The 23083-nt window shown below is 43.5% G+C and carries 16 protein-coding genes, 1 tRNA gene, 1 pseudogene and 1 riboswitch; of the genes and pseudogenes, 3 read left to right on the top strand and 15 right to left on the bottom strand.

Annotated elements, in window-relative coordinates:
- The first annotated feature begins 63 nt into the window (after positions 1-63).
- Entirely contained in the window at positions 64-1722 is a 1659-nt protein-coding gene (locus tag ACEYKX_RS00915; protein WP_373768113.1) for a putative transporter, read from the top strand.
- 64 nt (positions 1723-1786) lie between these two features.
- Here the strand turns inward: ACEYKX_RS00915 and rplY are convergent, their stop codons facing one another.
- On the bottom strand, positions 1787-2074 hold the full coding sequence (gene rplY, locus ACEYKX_RS00920) for a 50S ribosomal protein L25 (RefSeq protein WP_373768112.1): 288 nt from the start codon (positions 2072-2074) through the stop codon (positions 1787-1789).
- A gap of 294 nt (positions 2075-2368) precedes the next feature.
- Here rplY and ACEYKX_RS00925 point away from each other — a divergent pair, with 294 nt between their 5' ends.
- Entirely contained in the window at positions 2369-4882 is a 2514-nt protein-coding gene (locus ACEYKX_RS00925; protein WP_373768177.1) for a glycogen/starch/alpha-glucan phosphorylase, read from the top strand.
- 101 nt (positions 4883-4983) lie between these two features.
- On the opposite strand, the gene ACEYKX_RS00930 is transcribed toward ACEYKX_RS00925, so the two are convergent.
- From ACEYKX_RS00930 to mepA, 6 genes are all read right to left on the bottom strand, one after another.
- The gene (locus ACEYKX_RS00930) at positions 4984-7137 is read right to left on the bottom strand and encodes a transglycosylase SLT domain-containing protein (RefSeq protein WP_373768111.1); all 2154 of its coding nucleotides are present in this window, start codon (positions 7135-7137) and stop codon (positions 4984-4986) included.
- A gap of 96 nt (positions 7138-7233) precedes the next feature.
- Positions 7234-7773 (bottom strand): hypoxanthine phosphoribosyltransferase, encoded by a 540-nt coding sequence (gene hpt / locus ACEYKX_RS00935; protein ID WP_373768110.1) that lies wholly within the window; start codon positions 7771-7773, stop codon positions 7234-7236.
- Between the two features lie 62 nt (positions 7774-7835).
- Positions 7836-7921 (bottom strand) — tRNA-Leu (locus ACEYKX_RS00940).
- Positions 7922-7933: 12 nt separating this feature from the next.
- Complete coding sequence (secG, locus tag ACEYKX_RS00945) at positions 7934-8260, bottom strand: preprotein translocase subunit SecG (RefSeq protein WP_373768176.1); 327 nt, start codon at positions 8258-8260, stop codon at positions 7934-7936.
- Between the two features lie 146 nt (positions 8261-8406).
- A complete protein-coding gene (locus tag ACEYKX_RS00950) occupies positions 8407-10311 on the bottom strand; it encodes a DNA topoisomerase III (protein ID WP_373768109.1) in 1905 nt (634 codons plus the stop codon).
- Between the two features lie 83 nt (positions 10312-10394).
- Positions 10395-11219 carry a penicillin-insensitive murein endopeptidase gene (mepA, locus tag ACEYKX_RS00955; protein WP_373768108.1) on the bottom strand — a complete coding sequence of 275 codons (825 nt, stop codon included), beginning with the start codon at positions 11217-11219 and terminating at the stop codon, positions 10395-10397.
- A 229-nt stretch (positions 11220-11448) separates the two neighbouring features.
- Positions 11449-11632, top strand: a riboswitch (Lysine riboswitch).
- A gap of 102 nt (positions 11633-11734) precedes the next feature.
- On the opposite strand from mepA, the gene lysC reads away from it, so the two are divergent.
- On the top strand, positions 11735-13087 hold the full coding sequence (gene lysC, locus ACEYKX_RS00960; RefSeq protein WP_373768107.1) for a lysine-sensitive aspartokinase 3: 1353 nt from the start codon (positions 11735-11737) through the stop codon (positions 13085-13087).
- Positions 13088-13164: 77 nt separating this feature from the next.
- On the opposite strand, the gene tsaB is transcribed toward lysC, so the two are convergent.
- The 8 genes and pseudogenes from tsaB to ACEYKX_RS01000 form a co-directional block, all read right to left on the bottom strand.
- Complete coding sequence (tsaB, locus tag ACEYKX_RS00965; protein ID WP_373768106.1) at positions 13165-13854, bottom strand: tRNA (adenosine(37)-N6)-threonylcarbamoyltransferase complex dimerization subunit type 1 TsaB; 690 nt, start codon at positions 13852-13854, stop codon at positions 13165-13167.
- A 4-nt stretch (positions 13855-13858) separates the two neighbouring features.
- A complete protein-coding gene (gene aroG, locus ACEYKX_RS00970; RefSeq protein WP_373768105.1) occupies positions 13859-14923 on the bottom strand; it encodes a 3-deoxy-7-phosphoheptulonate synthase AroG in 1065 nt (354 codons plus the stop codon).
- A 147-nt stretch (positions 14924-15070) separates the two neighbouring features.
- Complete coding sequence (locus ACEYKX_RS00975; protein ID WP_373768104.1) at positions 15071-15931, bottom strand: neutral zinc metallopeptidase; 861 nt, start codon at positions 15929-15931, stop codon at positions 15071-15073.
- 153 nt (positions 15932-16084) lie between these two features.
- Complete coding sequence (locus tag ACEYKX_RS00980; RefSeq protein ID WP_373768103.1) at positions 16085-16717, bottom strand: hypothetical protein; 633 nt, start codon at positions 16715-16717, stop codon at positions 16085-16087.
- Between the two features lie 48 nt (positions 16718-16765).
- Positions 16766-19405, bottom strand: a complete 2640-nt coding sequence (locus ACEYKX_RS00985) for a DNA translocase FtsK (protein ID WP_373768102.1) — start codon at positions 19403-19405, stop codon at positions 16766-16768.
- Positions 19406-19414: 9 nt separating this feature from the next.
- Positions 19415-19898, bottom strand: a pseudogene (gene lrp, locus ACEYKX_RS00990) (leucine-responsive transcriptional regulator Lrp).
- Positions 19899-20037: 139 nt separating this feature from the next.
- The gene (locus ACEYKX_RS00995) at positions 20038-21255 is read right to left on the bottom strand and encodes an aromatic amino acid transport family protein (RefSeq protein WP_373768100.1); all 1218 of its coding nucleotides are present in this window, start codon (positions 21253-21255) and stop codon (positions 20038-20040) included.
- A 164-nt stretch (positions 21256-21419) separates the two neighbouring features.
- Positions 21420-22625, bottom strand: coding sequence for an aromatic amino acid transport family protein (locus ACEYKX_RS01000; RefSeq protein ID WP_373768099.1), 1206 nt, complete (start codon positions 22623-22625; stop codon positions 21420-21422).
- Positions 22626-23083 lie beyond the last annotated feature (458 nt).

The following is a 23083-nucleotide window of genomic DNA, read 5'->3' on the forward strand; positions in this document are numbered from 1 at the left end:
TCGCATTTTTTATATATCAGCTTTGTTACAATAACGTCAGTTAATTTTATTTGTGAGGCTATAATGAGTGAAATTGCAATGACGGTAAGCCTGTTATCCTTAGTTGCGGTAATCGGGCTTTGGATTGGGCATATTAAAATTAGAGGGGTGAGTTTAGGAATCGGTGGCGTGTTATTCGGTGGCATTATCGTTTCTCATTTTATGACACAATACGGCGTTTCTCTTGACGCGCACACACTACATTTCATCCAAGAATTCGGTTTGATTCTGTTTGTTTATACTATCGGTATTCAAGTCGGTCCCGGTTTTTTTGCATCACTTCGCCATTCGGGGTTAAAACTGAATGGCTTTGCATTATTGATTGTCGGATTAAGCGGTGTCTTAGTCATTATATTGCATAAAGCATTTGATATTCCGTTACCGGTCATTCTTGGTATTTTCTCCGGTGCGGTAACAAATACACCTTCCCTCGGTGCAGGACAACAAGTGCTTGCCGAATTAGGCGGTGAAGCAAGCACGGATGTCATGGGTATGGGGTATGCCATTGCCTATCCGTTCGGTATCTTGGGTATATTGCTTGCCATGTGGCTTATCCGTATCCTGTTTAAAGTGAATGTCGATAAAGAAGCGGATGACTTTGATGCTGCAACGAACAGTAAAAAGGAAGGCTTAAGTACATTAAACGTACGTATTACCAATCCTAACTTAAACGGTTTGGAACTTAAGCAGCTCCCCGATTTTGAATTGCATGATGTCGTGTATTCCCGATTAAAACGCGGTGAAGAATTATTTGTACCGAAAGTGGATACCATTATTCAATTAGGGGATGTCCTTCATTTGGTCGGTGAAAAAGCGACCTTACACAAAATGCAATTGATCATCGGTGAAGAAGCCAATATTTCTCTCTCAACCAAAGGTACGATGTACCGAAATGAGCGGGCGGTCGTCACCAATGAAAAAGTCTTCGGTAAACAAATTCGGCAGTTAATGTTAAAAGGGAAATACGATGTGGTGATTTCCCGTCTCAACCGTGCCGGGGTGGAATTAGTACCGAACGGCTCTATGACGTTGCAATTCGGGGACGTATTAAACCTTGTCGGTCGTCAGGAAGATATTGACGCCGTGATGGCCATTATCGGCAATGCCCAGCAAAAATTGCAACAGGTCCAAATGCTACCGATTTTTATCGGGATCGGATTAGGAGTTCTACTCGGTTCCATTCCTATTTATATTCCGGGGTTCCCTGTCGCATTAAAGCTCGGTTTGGCAGGCGGACCGCTTGTCGTTGCGTTAATTTTGGCCCGTATCGGAAGTTTCGGTAAACTTTACTGGTTTATGCCGCCAAGCGCGAACCTTGCTTTACGTGAAATCGGTATCGTGCTTTTCCTCGCCGTTGTCGGTTGGAAAGCGGGGGGGAATTTTCTCAATACACTATTAAGTAATGACGGGCTTGCGTGGATAGCCTACGGTGCCGTTATCACGTTTGTACCATTGATTATTACCGGTATCGTTGCTCGAATTTACGGTAAATTAAATTACCTCACGCTATGCGGCCTGCTCTCCGGTTCGATGACGGATCCGCCGGCACTGGCATTTGCCAATGGTATCAAAGAAGGAAACGGTGCTGCCGCCCTTTCTTACGCTACCGTTTACCCGTTAGTGATGTTTTGTCGGATTATTTTGCCGCAATTATTGGCAATTCTCCTTTGGGTTGCCGGTTAAATACCGGCAATAGAAAAAGCCCTTCGATTTAATCATCAAAGGGCTTTTTAATTTTTTTTATGAATTAAGCGCGCTTAAAGTCTAAGTGAACAAGTTTTGGCTTGGTCGGGTGACGTTGAATAGCTTGCACTTTCACTTGCTCTTCTTTGCCGCCAACAACGATAGTCAATACTTCGTTGTAGAACGCATCGTGAACTTGTGCATTATTGACTTTATCGTGATCCAACACGATAGATACCGGCTCAGCATTACCACCGTAGATAATCGCAGGCACTTGACCATTGTGACGCAGGCGGCGGCTCGCACCCTTACCTTGCGCTAAACGAACTTCAGCTTCAAATTTGAATGACATGATTGAATTCTCATAAAAAAGGGAACCGAACGGTTCCGTTAAACAAAAAAACAGCAGGCGACCCAGCTGTTCCGAAAATTAGTCGACTGAAAAGTCGAACGCAAATTCTAATGAAATCCACCGAGAAATCAATACTTTTTTAAGTATCCGTAAAAATTTATCACGAAGAACTCTTTGTATAATTTGATTTGGATGGGTAATTTTGCGTAATTTACAAGCCTTTCGGCTAAATTTATTGTAAAATGCGGGGAATTTTTTAGTTTCATCTTATCATATACATAGGAGTACTTTTTGATGGCCAATAAACAGCCAAACACTCATCTGAGTCCTGAAAATATTCAGAACGTAAAAAATGCGATTTTACATAAACTTGTTTTTGCACTTGGTGTTGAACCTCGCGAAGCAAGTAAACGTAACTGGTTAAATGCCGCATTGCGTGTCGTTCGTGATTTGTCCACCGAATCCTGGCTACAGACTCGTCGTAGCCAAGCCGCTAATACCAGCCGTCGCGTTTACTATCTCTCAATGGAATTTTTAATGGGGCGTACGTTCAGTAACGCCATGATTGCCGAAGGCGTATATGAATTGATTCGCGCCGCATTTGATGAGCTTGGTCAAGATCTTGAAGACATCATCAACGAAGAGGGTGATCCGGGTTTAGGTAACGGTGGTTTAGGTCGTTTAGCCGCATGCTATATGGACAGCCTCGCAGCAATGAAAATCCCGGCTATCGGTTACGGTATTCGCTATGAATACGGTATGTTCCGTCAAGAAATTAAAAACGGTGAACAAGTCGAACATCCTGATTTTTGGTTGGAAAAAGAGTTTGCTTGGCCGTATGTGCGTTCCAGTAAACGCTTCCCGGTTCGTTTCGGCGGCCGCACATGGATGGAAGGCAAAAAAGCATTTTGGCAAGCCGACGAAGAAATCATCGCTCAGGCACACGACCAATTAATCCCCGGCTTTGAAACGGCTGCAACAAACAGTTTACGTCTTTGGTCTGCCCACGCAGGCGATAAAGTTTTCGGCTTAGCCGAATTTAACCGCGGTGATTACTTCTCCGCCATGAGCGTACAAAACAGCTCTGAAAACGTTTCCCGCGTACTTTATCCGGATGATTCAACCTACAACGGACGTGAACTCCGTTTACGCCAAGAATACTTCCTCTGTTCCGCATCGGTACAAGACATTGTTCGTCGTCATGAATTAGAATCCGGCTCTTGCATAAACCTTGCCGATAAAGTGGCGATTCACTTAAACGATACTCACCCAACCTTAGCGATTCCTGAATTAATGCGCATCTTAATCGATGAAAAAGGTTATAGCTGGGAACAGGCATGGAACACTACCCGTAAAACCTTCTTCTATACCAACCATACATTAATGAGTGAAGCGCTCGAAACATGGCCGGTAGAGATGGTTGCGCGCATCTTACCGCGTCACTTACAAATTATTTTTGAAATCAACGACTGGTTCTTACAAGAAGTCCGTGAAAAATTCCCGGATGATGAAGAGCTAATCCGTCGTGTGTCTATCATCGACGAACAGGGTGACCGCCGCATCCGTATGGCATGGTTAGCCGTTATTGCTTCCGGTAAAGTTAACGGTGTAGCCAAAATTCACTCCGATTTAATGGTGGAATCTATTTTCGCCGATTTTGCCAAAATTTATCCGGATCGTTTCACTAACGTCACAAACGGTGTAACGCCACGTCGTTGGATCCAAATCGCCAACCCGGGCTTAGCGGCTATTTTAGATAAACGTATCGGCAAAAACTGGCGTACCGAATTAACCGAATTGAGCAAATTAAACGTCTTCGTCGATGATGCCGACGTTCAGGCTGAAATTGCCGCGGTCAAAGTGGAGAACAAACGTAAACTTGCCGACTATGTGAAACAAACACAAGGCATTGAATTGAACCCGGAAGCGATTTTCGACGTTCAAATTAAACGTATCCACAAATATAAACGCCAACAATTGAATGTGTTACACATCATTGCGCTTTATAACCGCATTTTGAAAAACCCGGCGGCAGATTGGCAGCCACGTGTATTTATCTTCGCGGGTAAAGCGGCAAGTGCGTATTATGCTGCGAAAAAGGTAATTCGTTTAATTAACGATGTTGCCAACGTGATCAATAACGATTCACGCATTCGTGATCTGATCAAAGTTGTCTTTATCCCGAATTACAGTGTCAGCCTTGCGCAGTTAATCATCCCGGCAGCGGACGTATCAGAGCAAATTTCACTTGCAGGTACCGAAGCGTCAGGTACGTCAAACATGAAATTTGCCTTAAACGGCGCATTGACTATCGGTACGCTCGACGGTGCAAACGTTGAAATTTTAGATCGCGTCGGTAAAGATAACATCTTTATCTTCGGTAATACGGTAGAACAAGTGGAAGAGTTACGTCGTAACGGCTATTCTCCGTACCACTACTACGAAACCGATGCCGAGTTAAACGAAGCGATTTCGCAAATTTTAAACGGTAAATTCTCACCGGAAGATCCGTATCGTTATCAGGATCTCATTCTTTCTTCAGGCGACTATTACCAAGCGTGTGCCGACTTCCGTAGCTATCTTGAATCACAGGAAAAAGTCGCGCACTATTTCCGCAATAAGAAAGCATGGACCCGCTCCGCCATCATTAATATCGCCAACATGGGCTACTTCTCATCAGACCGTTCGGTACTTGACTACGCCAAAGACATTTGGAAAATCGAGCCGATGAGCGAAGAGCAAATCTCTCAGCAACCGAAAATGGCAGAATTGTTAACTGACGCAAGTAAGTTATTAATCATTAAATAATCACAAGCGGTGGGATTGTCGTGATAATTTGCAAAAAATCCCACCAATCTTACCGCTTGTAAAAAAGGCATTCTGATCACATGATCGGAATGCCTTTTGTTTTAATACCGTCGCTGCTCCGTCGGATAGAACATTTGCAACGTTTTATTGCCTTGTAACACTTGATAGTAATAATCGTAAGTTAACACATTTTGAACATAGCCCCGTGTTTCTAAAAACGGGATAGAGGCGATGAATTCATCCATTTCCAACTTCCCGCCGGCACGCTCCAACCACTTGACGACCCGATGTGATCCCGCATTATAAGCACAGGCGATCAATATGCGGTTATCCGGATATTTTGCATTTAATTCAGCCAAATGCGTGGTCCCCAACATAATATTTCTGAACGGATTTAATAAATCGTTTCGTCCTGAAAAAGGCAGCTCACCGTATTTTGCCGTCTGTGCCGCCGTTGTACTCAACATTTGCATTAACCCTACCGCATTGGCATGGGATACGGCTTGGAAGTTCCATGCACTTTCTTGACGCGCAATCGCCATCGCAAAACTTTTAGTAATCGTTTTATTGGATAATGCCATATCAAACCACTCATCATATGCGTTCGGTAAACGAAGCGAAATGTAATCCCATGCTTTAGCTTGAATGGTGCCTTCTACCGCCAAGTCATACCAATTTTGTTGCGTTGCGTAATCGCTTAATGCCAGTTTTTCCTCAAACGTCAACGGTTTGATGAATTCAACCCAAGCGATCTTTGCCGCATCAAAACGTTTTAGATGGCGTAATTCGGTAATACGATCTAATGTTGATTGAAAACGTTGTTTTTGCTGATCGGTCAGTTTTTTTACTTCCGGCAATTTTACTTGATACGGTTTATTTAATTGACTTGCCGCCAACATCGGATAAAACCCACGTTCTTGGCTAAGTTGATTCAATAAAGCTTCTCTCTTCGTCGGTTCAACTTTTGCCGACCAATAACGCCACTCGGCTTTCGCCTTTCCTTCCGCCGACAATAATGACAACCACTCTGTTAAGTCTGTTTTTTGCCAAATCGCCATACGCAAACGACGCTCGGTCAAACTGTCAATTTTTAATTCCCGAATTTGTTGATCACGCCATACTTGAAATACTGCGCCGGTATTATCAAAGAATCGATTGAGAAAAACCGTTTTCCATTCCCGTACTTCTGTCGGTGAAAGCCTCCATTGTTCCGCCCATTGTTGATAAACGGAAAAATCCGGATTGCTCATTTGCTCAGGTAAACGACGAATAAATTGCGGGAATGACATTAACATTAATGCTTTATTCTGCGGATCAAGCGGTTGGTTTTGAGCAAAAATTTGCAAATATGTCGGATCATCTAAAAGTTTCTGTACCGCCGTCAACCATTCTGTCAATGAAGCATCTTGGTTATTGGCTATCAGATGTTCAATGGCACGTTTCCCTCCCAAATGAAATAAGCCGACAATTTTTTGACGAACTTTTTCCTTTGTTTTCAATCCCTTGTCACGCCAATAGGCTTCCAATGCAGCACATTCAGATGGCAATGTCGCATTGGTTTTCCAATAATCGGCAACGACATTTTCACTACTGAATCCTAGGCTATTTGTTTTATCCTCCGTACGTTGCCAAAATTGGTCAAATTGCTGAACAAGCTGATCCAATTGCAATAAAGCCGGTGATGGCACATTGCCCGCTTGTTCCGCCTCCGGATTCGGTTGGCTTTGTTCCGACAAAAGCTGAAATTGGGCGGCAAACAAACGGCATTGGTTTTCTATGCTGGTCGGGCGAGTCGTTTTCGCATAAGCCATCAGCTCTTCAAATTTTTGCTGTTGATAATATCGATCAAACGGCAATTGTGCTAACTGTTGGCGTTTTGCCGCGTCGGGATAACGTGCGATAAATTGCGCTAATTCCTCATTACTGAGCTGATTCAGGCTAATTTTAGCGTTGAGCAATGCTAACTCCGCCTCCTCTTTTAACGGGTAATCCGTCAGCGATGCCATTAGCTGATTCGCCAACGTCAATGTATTCATTGATAATTTTTTCTCTTGTAACGCCGATTGGAGTAGCGACTCTAACTGAACAAAATTTTCACGTTGTTTATATCGATGCACTTGCTCCGCCGCCCACGCTTGTTTTAATTGCACGACATCGGCTTCCGCCCACACTTTTTGAATCGGTCTCTTTTCTGTGGACGCCCAAGCCAATGAGCTTGAAAGTAACAGTGCAATCATTGTTTTTTTCCACAACATGCTGCCTCCTTAATAATTAACTGAATAAAGTTAGAATACAAAAACCGCTTGAAGTTTCAAACTACAAGCGGTGTGTTTATGCCGATATTTTGCAAATTATTCATCAATAATGACTTTGGCGATGTAATCCAAATTACGGTAACGTTGCGCATAATCGATACCATAGCCGACGACAAATTCATCCGGAATGGCGAAACCGATCCACTCGACCGGAACATCCACTTCACGGCGTGACGGTTTATCCAATAACGTACAAATGGCGATCGATTTCGGTTCCCGTAATTTTAAAATGTCTCGCACTTTGCTTAAAGTGAAGCCGGTATCAATAATATCTTCAACGATTAACACGTCTTTACCGTGAATTTCACCGTCCAAATCTTTTAAGATTTTTACGTCTCGACTTGACTCCGTGCCGGAACCGTAGCTCGATGCCGTCAGGAAGTCCACTTCAATCGGTAACGTCAATTGACGAACCAAATCCGCCATAAACATAAAGGAGCCGCGTAACAACCCCACGACAACCAAATTATCGCAATTTTGGTGTTGATAATAATGACTGATTTCTTTGGCTAATTCGCGAGTACGCTGTTGAACGTCTTCGGTTGAAATCAGTGTATCAATGTGGTGTTTTTTCATCTTAAAACCCTCGCTTATACAAATAAAAAAACCCAACCACTGAGTGGTCGGGTTTGTGAGTTTGGTGCTCTGGGCGAGACTCGAACTCGCACATCCTCTGGACACTACCCCCTCAAGATAGCGTGTCTACCAATTCCACCACCAGAGCGTTTAATTCGTTCTATTGAGGAATATCACTGTTTTCCGTTTTTGCAGGTTCCGTCGTTTGTTTTTGCTGAACACCGCTTAAATCTTCAAACTGGCTTTTTGGTGCTTGACTATCCGCATTCAAATTACCAATGATTAAACTAATGCTGAAAAAAATAATGGCTAAAATTGCTGTGGTTCTGGATAAAAAGTTTGCCGAACCCGCCGAACCGAAAACGGTTCCCGCCGCGCCTGCACCGAACGATGCGCCTGCATCCGCGCCTTTACCCTGTTGCATTAAAATAAAACCGACAAGGAAAATCGCGACAACAAGATAAACAATCGTTAATACGTTAATAATTGACATTGTATTCTCTTTAATTCATTCAAAATAAAATTCCGCATAATGCGGAATTAACTTTCGATGCTGCGCATAATATCGAGTTCTGCTTTTGCTTGCAAGGAGATTTTTATCATTCATTCTCATTCGGTTTATTTTTCAGCATTTCATTTGGCTTTTTTGACACTGCTTCGTTTACCTGCTGTTGCAAGCGGTGTGATCTTTGCCAAATTTTGCAAAATATGCGGATTCGGCGATCGCAACAGATCCGGCAGGCGTACGGTTAATTCCGCCATAAATTGCTGATAACTTGCCTGTTTCTTACTGATATCATTCAGTTGCATTTCCCAATGTGCCGTCATGTCCGGCTGAGTGGCAATGTCCGGTAAAGAAAAAATTAACGTTCTTCCGGCTTCAGTGCTGTGGATATTCCGCCCTTTTTTGATCAGAAAGCCACGTTTAAACAAGAGTTCGATAATCCCTGCTCGAGTAGCTTCCGTTCCCAATCCGTCCGTTTCGCGCAAAATTTTTTTAAGTTGCTTATCCTGCACAAAACGGGCAATACCGGTCATTGCCGACAATAGTGTCGCATCCGTGAAATAACGCGGTGGTTGTGTTTTTTTACTGACAATCTCACCATTTTCACAATGTAGGGCTTGCCCTTTTTTTACTACAGGTAACAGCGGCTCAACCGTTTCATCACTGTCTTCTTTCCCTAACAACGATTTCCAACCGGCAACGATTAAATTACGCGCCTGAGCGACGAATACACCACCGGCAATATTCAATGTGATTTTTCCTTTACGGTATTCCGCATCAGGACAAAACTGCAATAAATATTGGCGGGCAATCAATTGGTAAATACGTTTTTCATTTTCCGTCAGTTTGACCTGACCTTGCCGGGCAGTCGGGATGATGGCATGGTGCGCTTCCACTTTAGCATCATTCCAACAACGGTTTTTCAAATTCGGATCCACGACCGACGGTTTTTCTTGATATTCGATTAAATGCTGAGAAACAGCAGCCATCACCTTAAACCGTTCCGCAAAATGCTCATTCGGCAAATAGCGGTTATCCGAACGGGGATAGGTGATTAATTTATGCGTTTCGTAGAGACGTTGGCAAATGTCCAATACATCTTGCGCCGATAAACCGAAGCGACGGGCTGCATCAATCTGTAAGGCGGAAAGCGAATAAGGTAAGGGAGCCGTTTCCGTTTCGATTTTATCTTGATAGTCGGTTACTTCCGCCGGTTGCCCCGTGATGCGTTGGACAACGTTTTCCGCCAACGGACGCGATAGGATGCGACCGTCATCATCTTGATAATCTTCACACGCCTTACTCGGCTGCCATTGTGCGGTAAAGCGTTCTTGCGTTTCGGGAACGATAATGTGTGCCAATACTTCAAAATAATCTTTAGGCACAAAATGTTCGATCTCTAAATCACGACGAACAATTAATCCTAATACCGGCGTTTGCACCCGTCCGACGGATAATACACCTTTATAACCCGCCCATTTTCCTTGGATAGTATAAGCCCGCGTCATGTTAATACCATAGAGCCAATCCGCCCTTGCACGAGCTAATGCCGAGGTTGCAAGCGGTACGAAATCGCGATTAAATTGCAATTTTTCAATGGATTTTTTGACCGCACTCGGATTGAGATCGCTAATCAAACAGCGCTGAATTTGTGCTTTCCTCTCCGCCCCCAGATTTAAATGCCCGAACACTTCGTCAACCAATAATTGCCCTTCTCTATCCGGGTCTCCTGCATGGATAAGGACATCCGCTTGGTTGATTAAACGCTCAACGACTTTAAATTGCTTTAATGTTTCCTTTTTCGGAATCAACTTCCATTGCTGCGGAATAATCGGCAAATGCTCCATCCGCCATATTTTGAAACGCTCGTCATACGCATCCGGTTCAGCCTGTTCGAGTAAATGACCGATACACCACGTAACGACATTTTCTTCCCCGCATTGAATAAAGCCGTCACCGCGTGTATGCGGTTTCGGTAACACATCGGCAATAGCTCGCCCTAAGCTCGGCTTTTCCGCAATAAATAAACGCATAAAAATAATGGTTAATATTGATAAACAGACTGTAAACGGCGACAAATCACTAAAGATTACCCGCCGTTTACGGTGTGAAAAGGCTACAGACCTTGCGAGGATAAAATCATTTGGCAAAGTTGCGGCGGTTGAGGAAGCGTTTTCGTTTTCGGCGTAGAAGCGGATGGTTTTGCCGGTTCAAACCATGAATACAGCTCGGCTCCACAGCCGTCACCACTCGGAATAGCCGCTTGATTTTCACAATTCGCGGCATCCGACGGGCAAGTTAAACGTACGTGGAAATGTGAGTCATGAGCGTACCACGGACGAATTTTGCGCAACCATTCACGATCGGAACCTGCCGTGTTGCATAATTTTACTTTAATTGCCGGATTGACAAAAATACGATCCACTCTGGAATCGGTAGCCGCCAATTTTATCAATTTCGTGTGGTTAACCGTCCATAAGCTTTCATCCACAACGTTAGCCGTCCGATCGACCATGATCGTCGCCAAACCGGCCGGATTACGTGCCGTGGCATCATCCATCGGACCGAAGCGAAGCCAAATATCGGCATCCAGTCCGGTTTGATGGCTGGCATGTCCGGAAGAAAAACGCCCGCCCGCCGGCATGCCCATATCGCCGATTAAAATCGGCGGAATACCGGAGGCTTTCGCTCTTTTTCCTAAATTTTGCAAATAACTTAATAATTGCGGGTGACCGTAATACCGATTTTTTACCGAACGAATCACCTGATAACCTTCGCCTTTTAATGCCAACGGCTGCGCGCCGATAATACATCCGTTGCTATATCCGCCGATAGATTGTGCTTTACCCGCTACCGGAGTTTTGATTTGTTCCCACTGGGTTGCCATAACCGATGCCGAAAGAATAGCGCCGGTCATGAGAAGCGATTTGATTAATTTCACTGTGCTTTCCTAACTATCAATAATGTGTCACTACTGACGCCATTTTAGTTTAAGCAAAATAGAAAAGCAAAAGGCGCTTTCGAAAGAATGCGAACATATTTTAATCAATCTCCCCCGCTATTTTTGATCTACCGTTTAATTTGATAAATTTTATTTGACATATTCATAAGAAAAAGTTATTTCTATACACGTTTTTCGCTATCATGCGAAATAAAGTTATAATGCAAATTATAGCGGGAGAGGTGCAATACTCAGGTAACTTACTTTAGGGAACTAGACCGTTTGAGGGTAAGCGATGGGGGTTATTGCCGAGGTGTGAATTCACTAGACAGGAATGATCATCGGCCGAGCAGGTTGAATCCTATCGGCTGTCGTTTAAAACCATCGGTTTTAAATGGAGTGCTCTTAATTTTGTGTCTCACAAAGCCAACAGTAACTCAATTCAACGCCTTATCTTAAATTCCGCCTTTCCATTATGTAAACACACTCAGTTATTTTTATAGGAATTTTTGATTATGTCTCATCTTTCTGTTGCAAAATTCGGTGGTACCAGTGTCGCCAACTTTGATGCTATGTCGTCATGTGCCAATATTGTTATGCAAGATTCGAATACACGCGTCGTGGTACTTTCCGCCTCTGCAGGCATTACTAACTATTTAGTCGAATTGGCAAATGGTTGTGATGCCACCCGCCGTACGGAAATTTTATCGGCGGTTCGTACAATTCAATACAATATTATTGAAAAATTACAGCACCCGGAGGCTGTTTCGACCGAAATTGATCAGTTACTGAATCACGTAGAAGCCCTTGCCGAATCCGCCAGCTTAGCAACCTCTACGGCATTAACCGATGAGCTGATTTGTCATGGTGAGATGATGTCCACCAAAATTTTCACCCAATTACTACAAGAAAGAGATTTTCCTGCCGTGTGGGTAGACGTTCGTGATGTTGTGGCAACAAACAGCCACTACGGTAAAGCGGCACCGAATGATGAGAAAACTCAACAGCAAGCCGACGCCGTATTAAAACCATTGATTGTCGCAGGAAAAGTCGTGATTACACAAGGATTTATCGGACGTGATGATGAAGGTAAAACAACCACATTAGGACGCGGCGGTAGCGACTATTCCGCCGCATTACTTGCCGAAGTACTACAGGCAAACGATGTGCTGATTTGGACTGATGTACCGGGCATTTATACCACGGATCCGCGTGTTGTTTCTGCCGCTCAACGTATTGATACAATGAGCTTTAACGAAGCTGCCGAAATGGCCACATTCGGTGCCAAAGTACTTCACCCGGCAACTTTATTACCGGCTGTTCGCAGTAATATTCCTGTATATGTCGGTTCCAGTAAAGCGCCTGAGCAAGGCGGTACATGGGTAACGCGTGATCCTCAACCGCGCCCGACTTTCCGTGCATTGGCATTACGCCGCAACCAAACGCTATTGACATTATCAAGCCTAAGCATGCTTCATGCACAAGGTTTCTTAGCTAAAGTTTTCGCTATTTTAGCTCAACATAAAATTTCAGTGGATGTCATCACCACATCTGAAGTCAGTATTGCTTTAACCTTAGATAAAACGGGTTCTGCGTCTTCCGGTACCGATATGCTTTCCGAAGCTCTTTTAACCGAATTACGTGAACACTGTCACGTTCAAGTAGAAAATGATCTTGCTCTTGTCGCCATCATCGGTAATAACTTGCACACCCAATCCGGTATTGCAAAACAGTTATTCGATACATTGGCTCCGTTTAATGTACGTTTAATCAGCTACGGTGCAAGCACCAATAATGTCTGCACCCTTGTCAAAAACAGTGAAGCCGATGATATCGTTCGTGCATTACACGCCGCACTTTTTGAGTAATCTATAAAAGAAACGCAAAGGGACAAACCGAATGAATGGATTTGTCCCTTTTTATTTTGCAAAATATCAAGCGGATCTTACCGCTTGTGAGGCAGTTTTTGCCAAGTGACTTCGTTACGCAGATAAACCGGTTCGACATCAATTGCTGTTTGAACATTTCCCGCCAATATTGCTTGTTCTGCCAAAGGCAACATAAATTGTGCGGACGGCAAGCTAATGTCACTGACTTTTACTTTCAAATCGGCTTGAGCAAATTGCGGATAAGTCGCCCATCCCGTTCCGACAACTACGGCACCATCAACTTGCCGAATCTGCGCTACCGCTTTTTCCGGCGAACAGACTTGCTCTTCAACAACCTCCTGCCATCCCTGCTCAGATAAACGGAATTGCGCAAAATATACCTCATTCATTCGAGCGTCAATCAATGCAATAACATCTTTGGCTCCAGTTTGTTGAAATGCCGCTTCTGCCATCATCTGTAAATTTGAAATCGGAATAACGGGTAAGTCGGCGCCGAGCGCCAAGCCTTGTGCAATACCGACACTAACACGCACACCGGTAAAACTTCCCGGTCCACGACCAAATGCCAAATAATCAACCTCTTTTATCGAAATACCCGCTTGATGAAGTAGTTCATCAATCATCGGCAAAATACGTTGCGTGTGTGTACGCGGGCTGAGTTCGTCTGAAAAGAAACGCTGACCTTGATATAACAAAGCCACCGAACAAGCCTCGGTGGCGGTATCTAACGCTAAAATAGTACTCATTTTATTAGCTTAATTTGCGACGTTGTTCTACGGCTTCGGCGAGTTGGAACAGCACTTTTTCACTGTCTTCCCAGCCGATACATGCATCGGTAATACTTTGTCCGTAAACCAACTCTTTACCTTCAACCAAATCTTGTCGACCTTCAACCAAGTGACTTTCAATCATCACTCCCGAAATCAAATGAGAGCCGGATGCAATTTGCTCACAAACCGCATCGCACACATCCAATTGTCGTTTAAATTGTTTTTGGCTGTTTGCGTGACTAAAATCAACCATTACATGCGGACGGCGACCTGATTTTTCGATGTCTTTACAGACTTTTGCTATAGCTTCCGCGTCATAGTTCGTTCCGTTATCGCCACCGCGTAAAATGATATGGCAATCCGGATTACCTGCCGTAGACACAATTGCCGAATGTCCGAATTTGGTCACCGATAAAAAATGGTGTGGCGCTTCTGCGGCACCAATTGCATCCAAAGCAATTTTTACACCACCGTTTGTCGCATTTTTAAACCCGACGGCACAAGACAATCCGGAAGCTAATTCGCGGTGTACTTGTGATTCTGTCGTTCTGGCGCCAATCGCTCCCCAGCTCATGAAATCCGCCACGTATTGCGGTGTAATCATGTCTAAAAACTCACCTGCCGCCGGGACGGTTAAATCATTAATGTCGGATAAGACTTTTCGGGCAAGGCGCAATCCGTCATTTAACGCATAGGTTTCATTTAAATACGGATCATTAATTAATCCTTTCCAACCGACTGTTGTACGCGGTTTTTCAAAATAGACACGCATAATCACTTCAAGATTTTGGTTAATTTTGGGATTTGCGCGCATCGCTTGAATTTTTTTTGCATATTCCAAAGCGGCTGTCGGATCATGAATAGAGCAAGGACCTATCACGACTAATAAACGGTCATCCGCACCATGAATAATCTTATGCACAGCAGCGCGTGTTTTTTCTACCGTGTCGGCAGCCACATTACTCGCAGGGCAACTCTCCAGTAAGGCGACCGGGGGTAATAATTCTTCAATACTGTTAATTCTAATATCGTCGTTTCTGTACATTTCATACTCTCTTATATTGTGTAAAAAAATAATAAATAGTGGCTATGCAGTCATCCATTGCAGTTTAAAGTAGAAGAATCTTTCGGCATTGTCAAACGCTTTTGTACTGTTTAACCAGTACAAAGACATGTCTGAACAATTAACGTACTAATTGCTAAAGGTATTACACACATTCGGATTACCTGACTGCAAACCTTTTCTAAACCATGCCAAACGTTGTGCAGAGGAACCGTGCGTGAAACTATCCGGGATCACCCGACCTTGACTTTGCTGCTGTAAGCGATCATCACCCACGGCTTCCGCCGCTAAAAAAGCCTCTTCAATATCACCGGAATCCAATTTTCCTTCTTTCTGAATTTGGTATCCCCAAACACCGGCAAAGCAATCCGCCTGTAATTCTACATTGACGGAAATTTGATTCGCCGCTTTTTGACTACCGGCATTACGTTGTGCTCGTTGTGTTTTTTCCGTAATACCTAATTGGTGTTGAACATGGTGTCCGACTTCGTGTGCAATCACATAGGCAAAGGCAAAATCTCCCGCAGCTTTCAGCTTGCTTTTCATATCGTCGTAAAACGAGAGATCAAGGTAAATTTTTTCATCCAACGGGCAATAGAACGGTCCCATTACCGATTGCCCCGTACCGCATGCCGTGCTTGTTGCACCGCGATATAACACTAATGTCGGTTCACGATAAGTTAAGCCGTTTTGTTGAAAATAATTTCCCCATATCCGCTCGGTGGTGTACAACACTTTGCGGGAAAGGGTATTTAATTCCGCCTCTTCGGCTGAAGAGATCGAGCTGTGTTGTTCTTGTTCATATTGGTTTTCTTGACCAAGGCTAATTACCCCCGATAAATCCACGCCATAATAAGCTCCCACCAATAAAATGATAAAACCTAAAATGCCGCCTTTACCGCCACCGATAGACACTCGTCTACCGGAATAACCGGATTGACTTCGGCGATCTTCAACATTACGGCTCTCTTTTTCATTATCTAAACGCATTGTTTTTTCCTTTATTTTTATATAGGTTTGTTGACGTTTCGAGAACATAAAACCAGCAAAAGGTATTCATTTAACAACCGGCACAACCGAGTTGTACTAGGTGTAAAGCACATATTCTCTCATCTAAATACCTCAACAGCACCTAATTATCAGTTATTCTGTGACACAACCCGTTTCTTGACACGGTTTGCATTCACTACGTTGATGATAGCTTTCCGCCAGTTCGGTCAGTGCTTGTAACGCAGCTTGTTTATCGGCGCTACCGCCGACTTGGGCGATAAAATAATTCAAATTAGGTTTTGCCGGAAAATATGCAGCAAGTTCTTCCAAGCCAGCGCCGAAACCGTTGAAACGCCACAGGGATCCTTTCTCGCCGCTTGCGGAAACAATGTCTCGAATATGTTCCGCTTGAATATCTTTACCGTCCTCTTTATACATTTGTTGCACATCGGCAATTTGCAACTCGACCATTCTCTGATCGTCAGTATTTTCGTATGCCATTGAACGGGTGTACATCGCAATATCGGTGCTGTTCCAGCTTTGGTTTTGTGGCAAAAATGCCATACCGACACCCTGCGACGCAAGAGAATTATCCAATTTCCAACCTTTCGGTGCAGTAAAGCCGTAGCAATGTCCTTCGCCGTAAGCATAGCCGGAACGGGGTTCGATAAGTTGCGATGCAAGCGCTTCCACTTCATTCAAAGTTAATTGTTGCGTAGTCGTATTCGCCCAAATCGGAGAAGCTGAGGAAAGCCACAATATGCCAAACGATAAAACTTTTTTCATGTTTTTACTCCTAAATTTTGTACTTAAAAGATAGGCAGCTCCTAGTCACTATCTTGCCAACAATTCTCTTTTACCGCGACTATCCGGTGCCGAGAGAATCCCCTGCTCTTCCAGCTGATCAATAATTCGAGCTGCGCGGTTAAAACCTAGTGAAAAACGGCGTTGAATGCCACTGATGGAGGTTGTACCGCTATCCGTCATAAATTGGGCAATTTCGTCAAAAAGCGGGTCTAAATCACCGCTTGTACCTTTTTCATTTGATTCATTACTATCATCGGCTGAAGCCGTAATATTTTCAATATATTCGGGTTTACCACGTGCACGCCAGTTATCGGCAACACGTTGTACATCATCATCACTCATATAAGCACCGTGAATACGGATAATTTCAGGGCTACCGGCGCCCGAATAAAGCATATCCCCTCGTCCCAGTAACGATTCTGCACCGCCTTTATCCAAAATAGTGCGAGAGTCAATCTGACTTGCGACCGTAAATGCGATACGGCTCGGGATATTCGCTTTAATCACCCCGGTAATCACATCCGTTGATGGACGTTGCGTCGCCAGAATCAAATGGATTCCTACCGCTCGGGCTTTTTGGGCAATTCGCATAATATGATCCTCAACCTGCTTACCGGCGGACATCATCAAATCGGCAAACTCATCTACGATAAGCACAATATAGCTCATTTTTTCCAATGGAGGCGGTAATGCGTCCATGGAATCACCCGGTCGCCACAACGGATTCGGAATCGGTAAATTCATTTCTGCCGCTTTTTCGATCTTATCGTTATAACCTTCAATGTTGCGGACACTCAGACTGCTTACCAATAAATAGCGACGCTCCATTTCTTCTACCGCCCAACGTAGTGCGTTTTCCGCTTTCTTCATATCGGTAACCACCGGTGTGAGTAAGTGCGGAATATCGTTATAAATCGATAATTCAACGACTTTCGGGTCAATCATGATGAAACGCACTTGTTCCGGACTGAGCTTAAAGAGCAAACTCAAAATCATGGTATTCACTCCGACGGACTTCCCGCCCCCGGTTTGCCCCGCCACCAATAAATGCGGCATTTTTGCCATATCGACGACAACCGGCTGTCCGCTGATATCTTTACCTAATGCCATAGGTAATGTCGCCTTCGTATGACGAAATTCATTACTATCCAGTACATCGCGCAACCAAACCGTTTCACGGTGACGATTCGGCGTTTCAATCCCCATATAAGGTTTACCCGGCACCACATCGGTAATACGGATCGCTTTAAAGATTAACGCCCGAGCCAAATCACTACCCAAATTGGCAATTTTCGACACCCGAACCCCCTCGGCGGGAAGAATTTCATAACGGGTGACCACCGGACCGACCAAAACATCTTCCACCGTTGCCTTTACCCCGAAGCTGGCTAACGCTTTTTCAATACGGCTTGACGTGTCCATGATTTCTTGCTTGGTAATTTGTTGTGTTTCTACCGGCGTCGCCGTCAACAAATCCAAGGTTGGTAATGGGGTCGTCGGTTTTTCCATTTGCCGTTTACGCTGTAATAGCGGGTGAATTAAACTTTCACCATATTCTTTCGGATATTGCTGTTGTGTTTTAGGTTCATCCGCTTTCGTCACCTCTCTGTTTTGTGGTGTGTCCAACATTACTTGCGGTATCACATTATCCGATGAAACCGGTAGCGACATAAACGCGTCATCCGAGCGTAACGCTGAAGCCTGCTCTGTCGGTTGCATTTTCTCCGTTTCTACATGCGGATTTAAGCGAATTGTCGGCATTACACGCTCTTCTTGAATAACAGGCATCACCTCATGTACATTATCGGCATGACGGAAAGAAGGCGTGTGTACAACGTCGTTTTCAGGCACTCGAACCTTTGGCAAAACCGCTGCTTGCTCAGTTTCAAACAACGCTGCCGAATTCAGTTCTTCCGTTAATGTTTGGTTCGGTTGTGGTTTTTCAGCTTCTTTTAATCCGGTGATATTCGGGCGTGAGAATACCGTGACATCGGTCAATTGATATTCTTGTTCATCGTCTTCCGCTGTCGGCAAAGGGCCTTCAGCTACTGAATCATTTTCATGATGTTTATCTGCTTTTTTAATGAGCGGAGCGAGTTGCTCTTTAGGTGTACCGATAATCCAATGGTATAAGCGGTTAAACAAACCGATAATAATTTGCCCCGAGCAAAAATAAAAACCGATAGCAGTCAACACCATAGAAATAAACAATACACCGAAATGACCCAATATACCATCAATAAAACTGCTTAACATACTACCGACAATCCCGCCTGACAAATAGTAAGTCGAATGCGGTAAAAGCACATGAGATAAACCGGATAAACCTACGAGCAACACGATGAAACTGACTAACCAACTCAGCATCTCACACCATGTCAATTCATCCGTTAATCGCAATACCAATACGTAAACGGCAGTAAAGGTTAAACCGAACGGGAAAACAAATGCGACTTTACCGAACAAGGCAAATAAAATATCGATTGCCCATGCACCGAGTACACCCGTTTTATTTAATACGTTATCCGTTGCCGAACTGGCGACCGTCCATGCGTTATCAACCGGGCTGTAACTCGCCCAAGCAACAATAAGGTACAACCCTATTACTATCGTTAGCAATAAGGAAAATTTAATAATATTTTCTTTTCCTTTTAAACGTTTAATCACAATAAACCCTTATTTCAACAACAAATAATTTGTCTGTTTAACTTCTTCCATCACGACATAAGTGCGCGTATCATTAACCCCCGGTAAGCGTAACAATGTCGTACCGAGTAACTTACGATATGCCGCCATATCCGCCACGCGCGTTTTTTAGCAAATAGTCGAAATCACCGGAAACCAAATGGCATTCTTGAATTTCATCCAATTGTTGAACGGCGCGATTAAATTCCTCGAAGACATCCGGTTTTCCCCTTACCAACGTAATCTCAACAATCACCAATAACGGCGCCTCCAACAATTCCGGATTAAGCAACGCGCGGTACCCCATTATGACATTTTGCTTTTCCAAACGTTTCACCCGTTCCAAGCAAGGTGTCGGAGAAAGCCCTACGCGTTTTGACAAATCAATATTGGATATTTTGCCATTACGCTGTAATTCATTCAAAATCTTCAAATCAATGGCATCGAGTGCTTTAGATAGTTTTTTATTTTCCATTTTCACACCTTTTTAGCGTTTTGTTCTAATTTGTTCATTTTACAAGGGAATAATCATCAGGTCTAAATCTATTTGCAAAAAAATAAAAAAATCCGACCGCTTGTCAGGCGATCGGATGATTCACTAAATGCTTTATTCGTTAGCTGACAACGGCCGGAAGCAATCCTTTTTGCATTAAGAACGGAATAATGATAATGGCAATACCGGCAAGGAAAGCTAGGATTAATCCCGGATTACCGCCAGCAACCCGATAAGATAACTGTGGATACTGTTTTCGTGCTTTCCATGCCAAACCTATCGGCAAAATAGCACCGTAAAAAGCAAACAACAGCCCGGCATAACCTAGAGCCGCAATAAATCCTTTCGGATAAAATAATGCAAATGCCAAAGGCGGAATAAAAGTTAACGGGGTTAACAATATCCGATTCGCCGGTAAATTGACCCGTTTCAGTAAATCGCCGGCACCTTCAAAAATGCCCATGGCTACACCTAAAAAAGAAGTAATCAGCGCTAACGCAGAAAATAAACGGACGATTTCACCTAAAATAGTGCTGCCCGTAATTTGACTGGTCGCCTTAACCAAACCGTTTAATGTCGGATCTTGATTCAGTAGCGTCACAAATTCATTTTGGCTCAATACGCCGTGGGTTGCCAATTGCCATAATAAATAAGCCGAAAGCGGAATTAACGTTCCGATCATAACTGCCATTCGAATTTTACGGATATCCCCGTCCAAATAGCTGTTTATGCTCCCCATAATCACATGGAAGCCGAATGAGGTGAAAAAAATCGGAATGGCAGAAAATACGAGTAAATTGTCTAGCGGAATCGCCGTCAGATTTTCCAACTTGGCTTTCGGAAGCATCATGAGCAAGACGAAGACAAAAGCAATGATTTTACCGATAAATAATAGACGGGTTAAGCCATCCACACCTTTAATCCCAACAACCACAAAAATACCGAGAAATAATGTAAAAAACAGTATACCGATTTGTAACGTGGATTTTTCATCACTGATTGTCGGTAATAAACCGGCAACCAAAGAACCGCCTCCGGTAATATAAGCGGCTAATAATGCGTACAATAGAATCAATAAACTTGCCGTGGCCAATATGCGCCCTGCCATCCCAAAATATTGTTCGGCCAAGCTGGCTACGCCCACATCCTGTTGTTTAGCCGTTTGGTAAACTTCCATAAAAAGCAGACCGGTATAAGTGAGTAACAGCCATAACCCGATAAGTAAGACAACGGTCATCCCAAACCCGATACCGGTAGAAGTCAGTGGCATAGCAAGCATTCCGGCTCCAATCGTCGTGCCTGCGATCATTAATGCGCTACCTAATATTTTATTTTTCATAACGGCTCCTATTAAAAAACGGAGCGCATTCTAGCAAAATAAAATTAAAACGTAACATTAAATTTTCACTGTAAATAAATTGTGACAAGTTTACACATATACTCGATACAAAAAATAAGCCCTGCATATCACAGGGCTTATCTTTTGCATTTATAGCGGATTAACTAGCTGATCACTTGTGGCAAGAATCCCGCTTCGATTAAGAACGGCACATTCATGATCAACAAACCTAATATCAAGGCAATCAATAGTCCGATATTACCACCGGCGACACGATAAGGCAGATCAGGGAATTTCCGTCTTAGCATCCATGCCATTCCGATAGGCAGAACCAAACCGTAGAATGTAAACATTTGACCGGCATAAGTTAATACCCCTAAGAAATCGCGATAGAATAATGCAAGCAACAGTACCGGTACAAAAGTCAATAAACTCAATGAAATACGGTTTGCCGTAATATTGACACGTTTCAGTAAGTCGTCCAAACAATCCACTAAGGCTAATGCCACACCTAAAAAGGATGTAATCAATGCCAATGCCGAGAAAATACGTACCGCCCCACTGATTAAGTTACTGCCTGTCGCTTGATATGTCGCTTCAACCAAACCGTTTAATGTCGGATCTTTACGGATAATTTCGACGAATTGGAATTGCTCAAACACTCCATGTGTTGCCATTTGCCATAAAATATAGGCCACTAACGGAATCGCCGTTCCGCCGATAATGGCAATGCGTAAACGACGAATATCTCCCTCCAAATAATTGTTAATACTTGGAATCACGACATGGAAACCGAATGAGGTAAAAAATACCGGGCTGGCGGAGATAATCGCCAAGTATTTTAGCGGCATCGCACCAAGGTGAGCTAAAGTTACTTTAGGTAACATCAAAAACAATACCAATACAAACGTAATCAATTTAACGATAAAAAGTAAACGGGTAAACGCATCGACCGCACCGGTACCGATAGTCACGGCAATCGCAAAAACGATGACAAACAGAACGATCGCCACACTTCCCGGCTCACTGAAAAAAGTTAAATACGGTGCAAATAAATCACCGCCGCCCAAGGAGTACACCGTTAAAATCGCATACATAAACACCACGAGTGAGAATGTCGCCAACACACGTCCGACCATACCAAAATGTTGCTCGGCAAGTGTGGCAATCCCGGCATCTTGTCTTTCTGCTTTTTGATAAACTTCCACAAAGAGTAACGCGCTATACGAAAGCAATATCCACAATGCAAATAATAAGAGTAAGGTATAACCGAACCCCATTTCCGCCGATGTTAACGGCATTGCCAACATCCCTGCGCCGATAGTCGTTCCGGCTACAATCAGCGCACTCCCAAAGGTTTTATTTTTCATAGAGACCTCAAATTAATAAATAAAGCGAGGCATTCTAACAAAGAAAATAAACAAAGTGTAAAAATTTTAATACATTGCAAACAAAATAATACAAGCGGTAGGTTTCATTAATTTTTTTGCAAAAAACGACATGTTACACCCATATCAAACCAGCTAAAGGCTAAAGCGTAATCTACATAAATCGCTCAGGGTTACACCGTATCAAGCCACTCGATAGCACATCATTCTAATGTCAAATATTCTGTACACGTCAATTATTTTGGAGACTACAGCTCATATTTTGTAAATTTCAACGAAAATCCTACCGCTTGTAAAAAGCAATAACAATCCGCACGTAAAACGTGCGGTTTTTAGGCTACCCTATAAGGGCCTAGGACTTCACATGCCCCTCAAGAGGCATGTGAAAAACTGACAACCGCACAATAACTCTATGACTTACCCCTTAAAGGGGTCTACAT

The organism is Glaesserella sp. (assembly GCF_041817755.1).
In the GTDB taxonomy this organism is placed as follows: domain Bacteria; phylum Pseudomonadota; class Gammaproteobacteria; order Enterobacterales; family Pasteurellaceae; genus Glaesserella.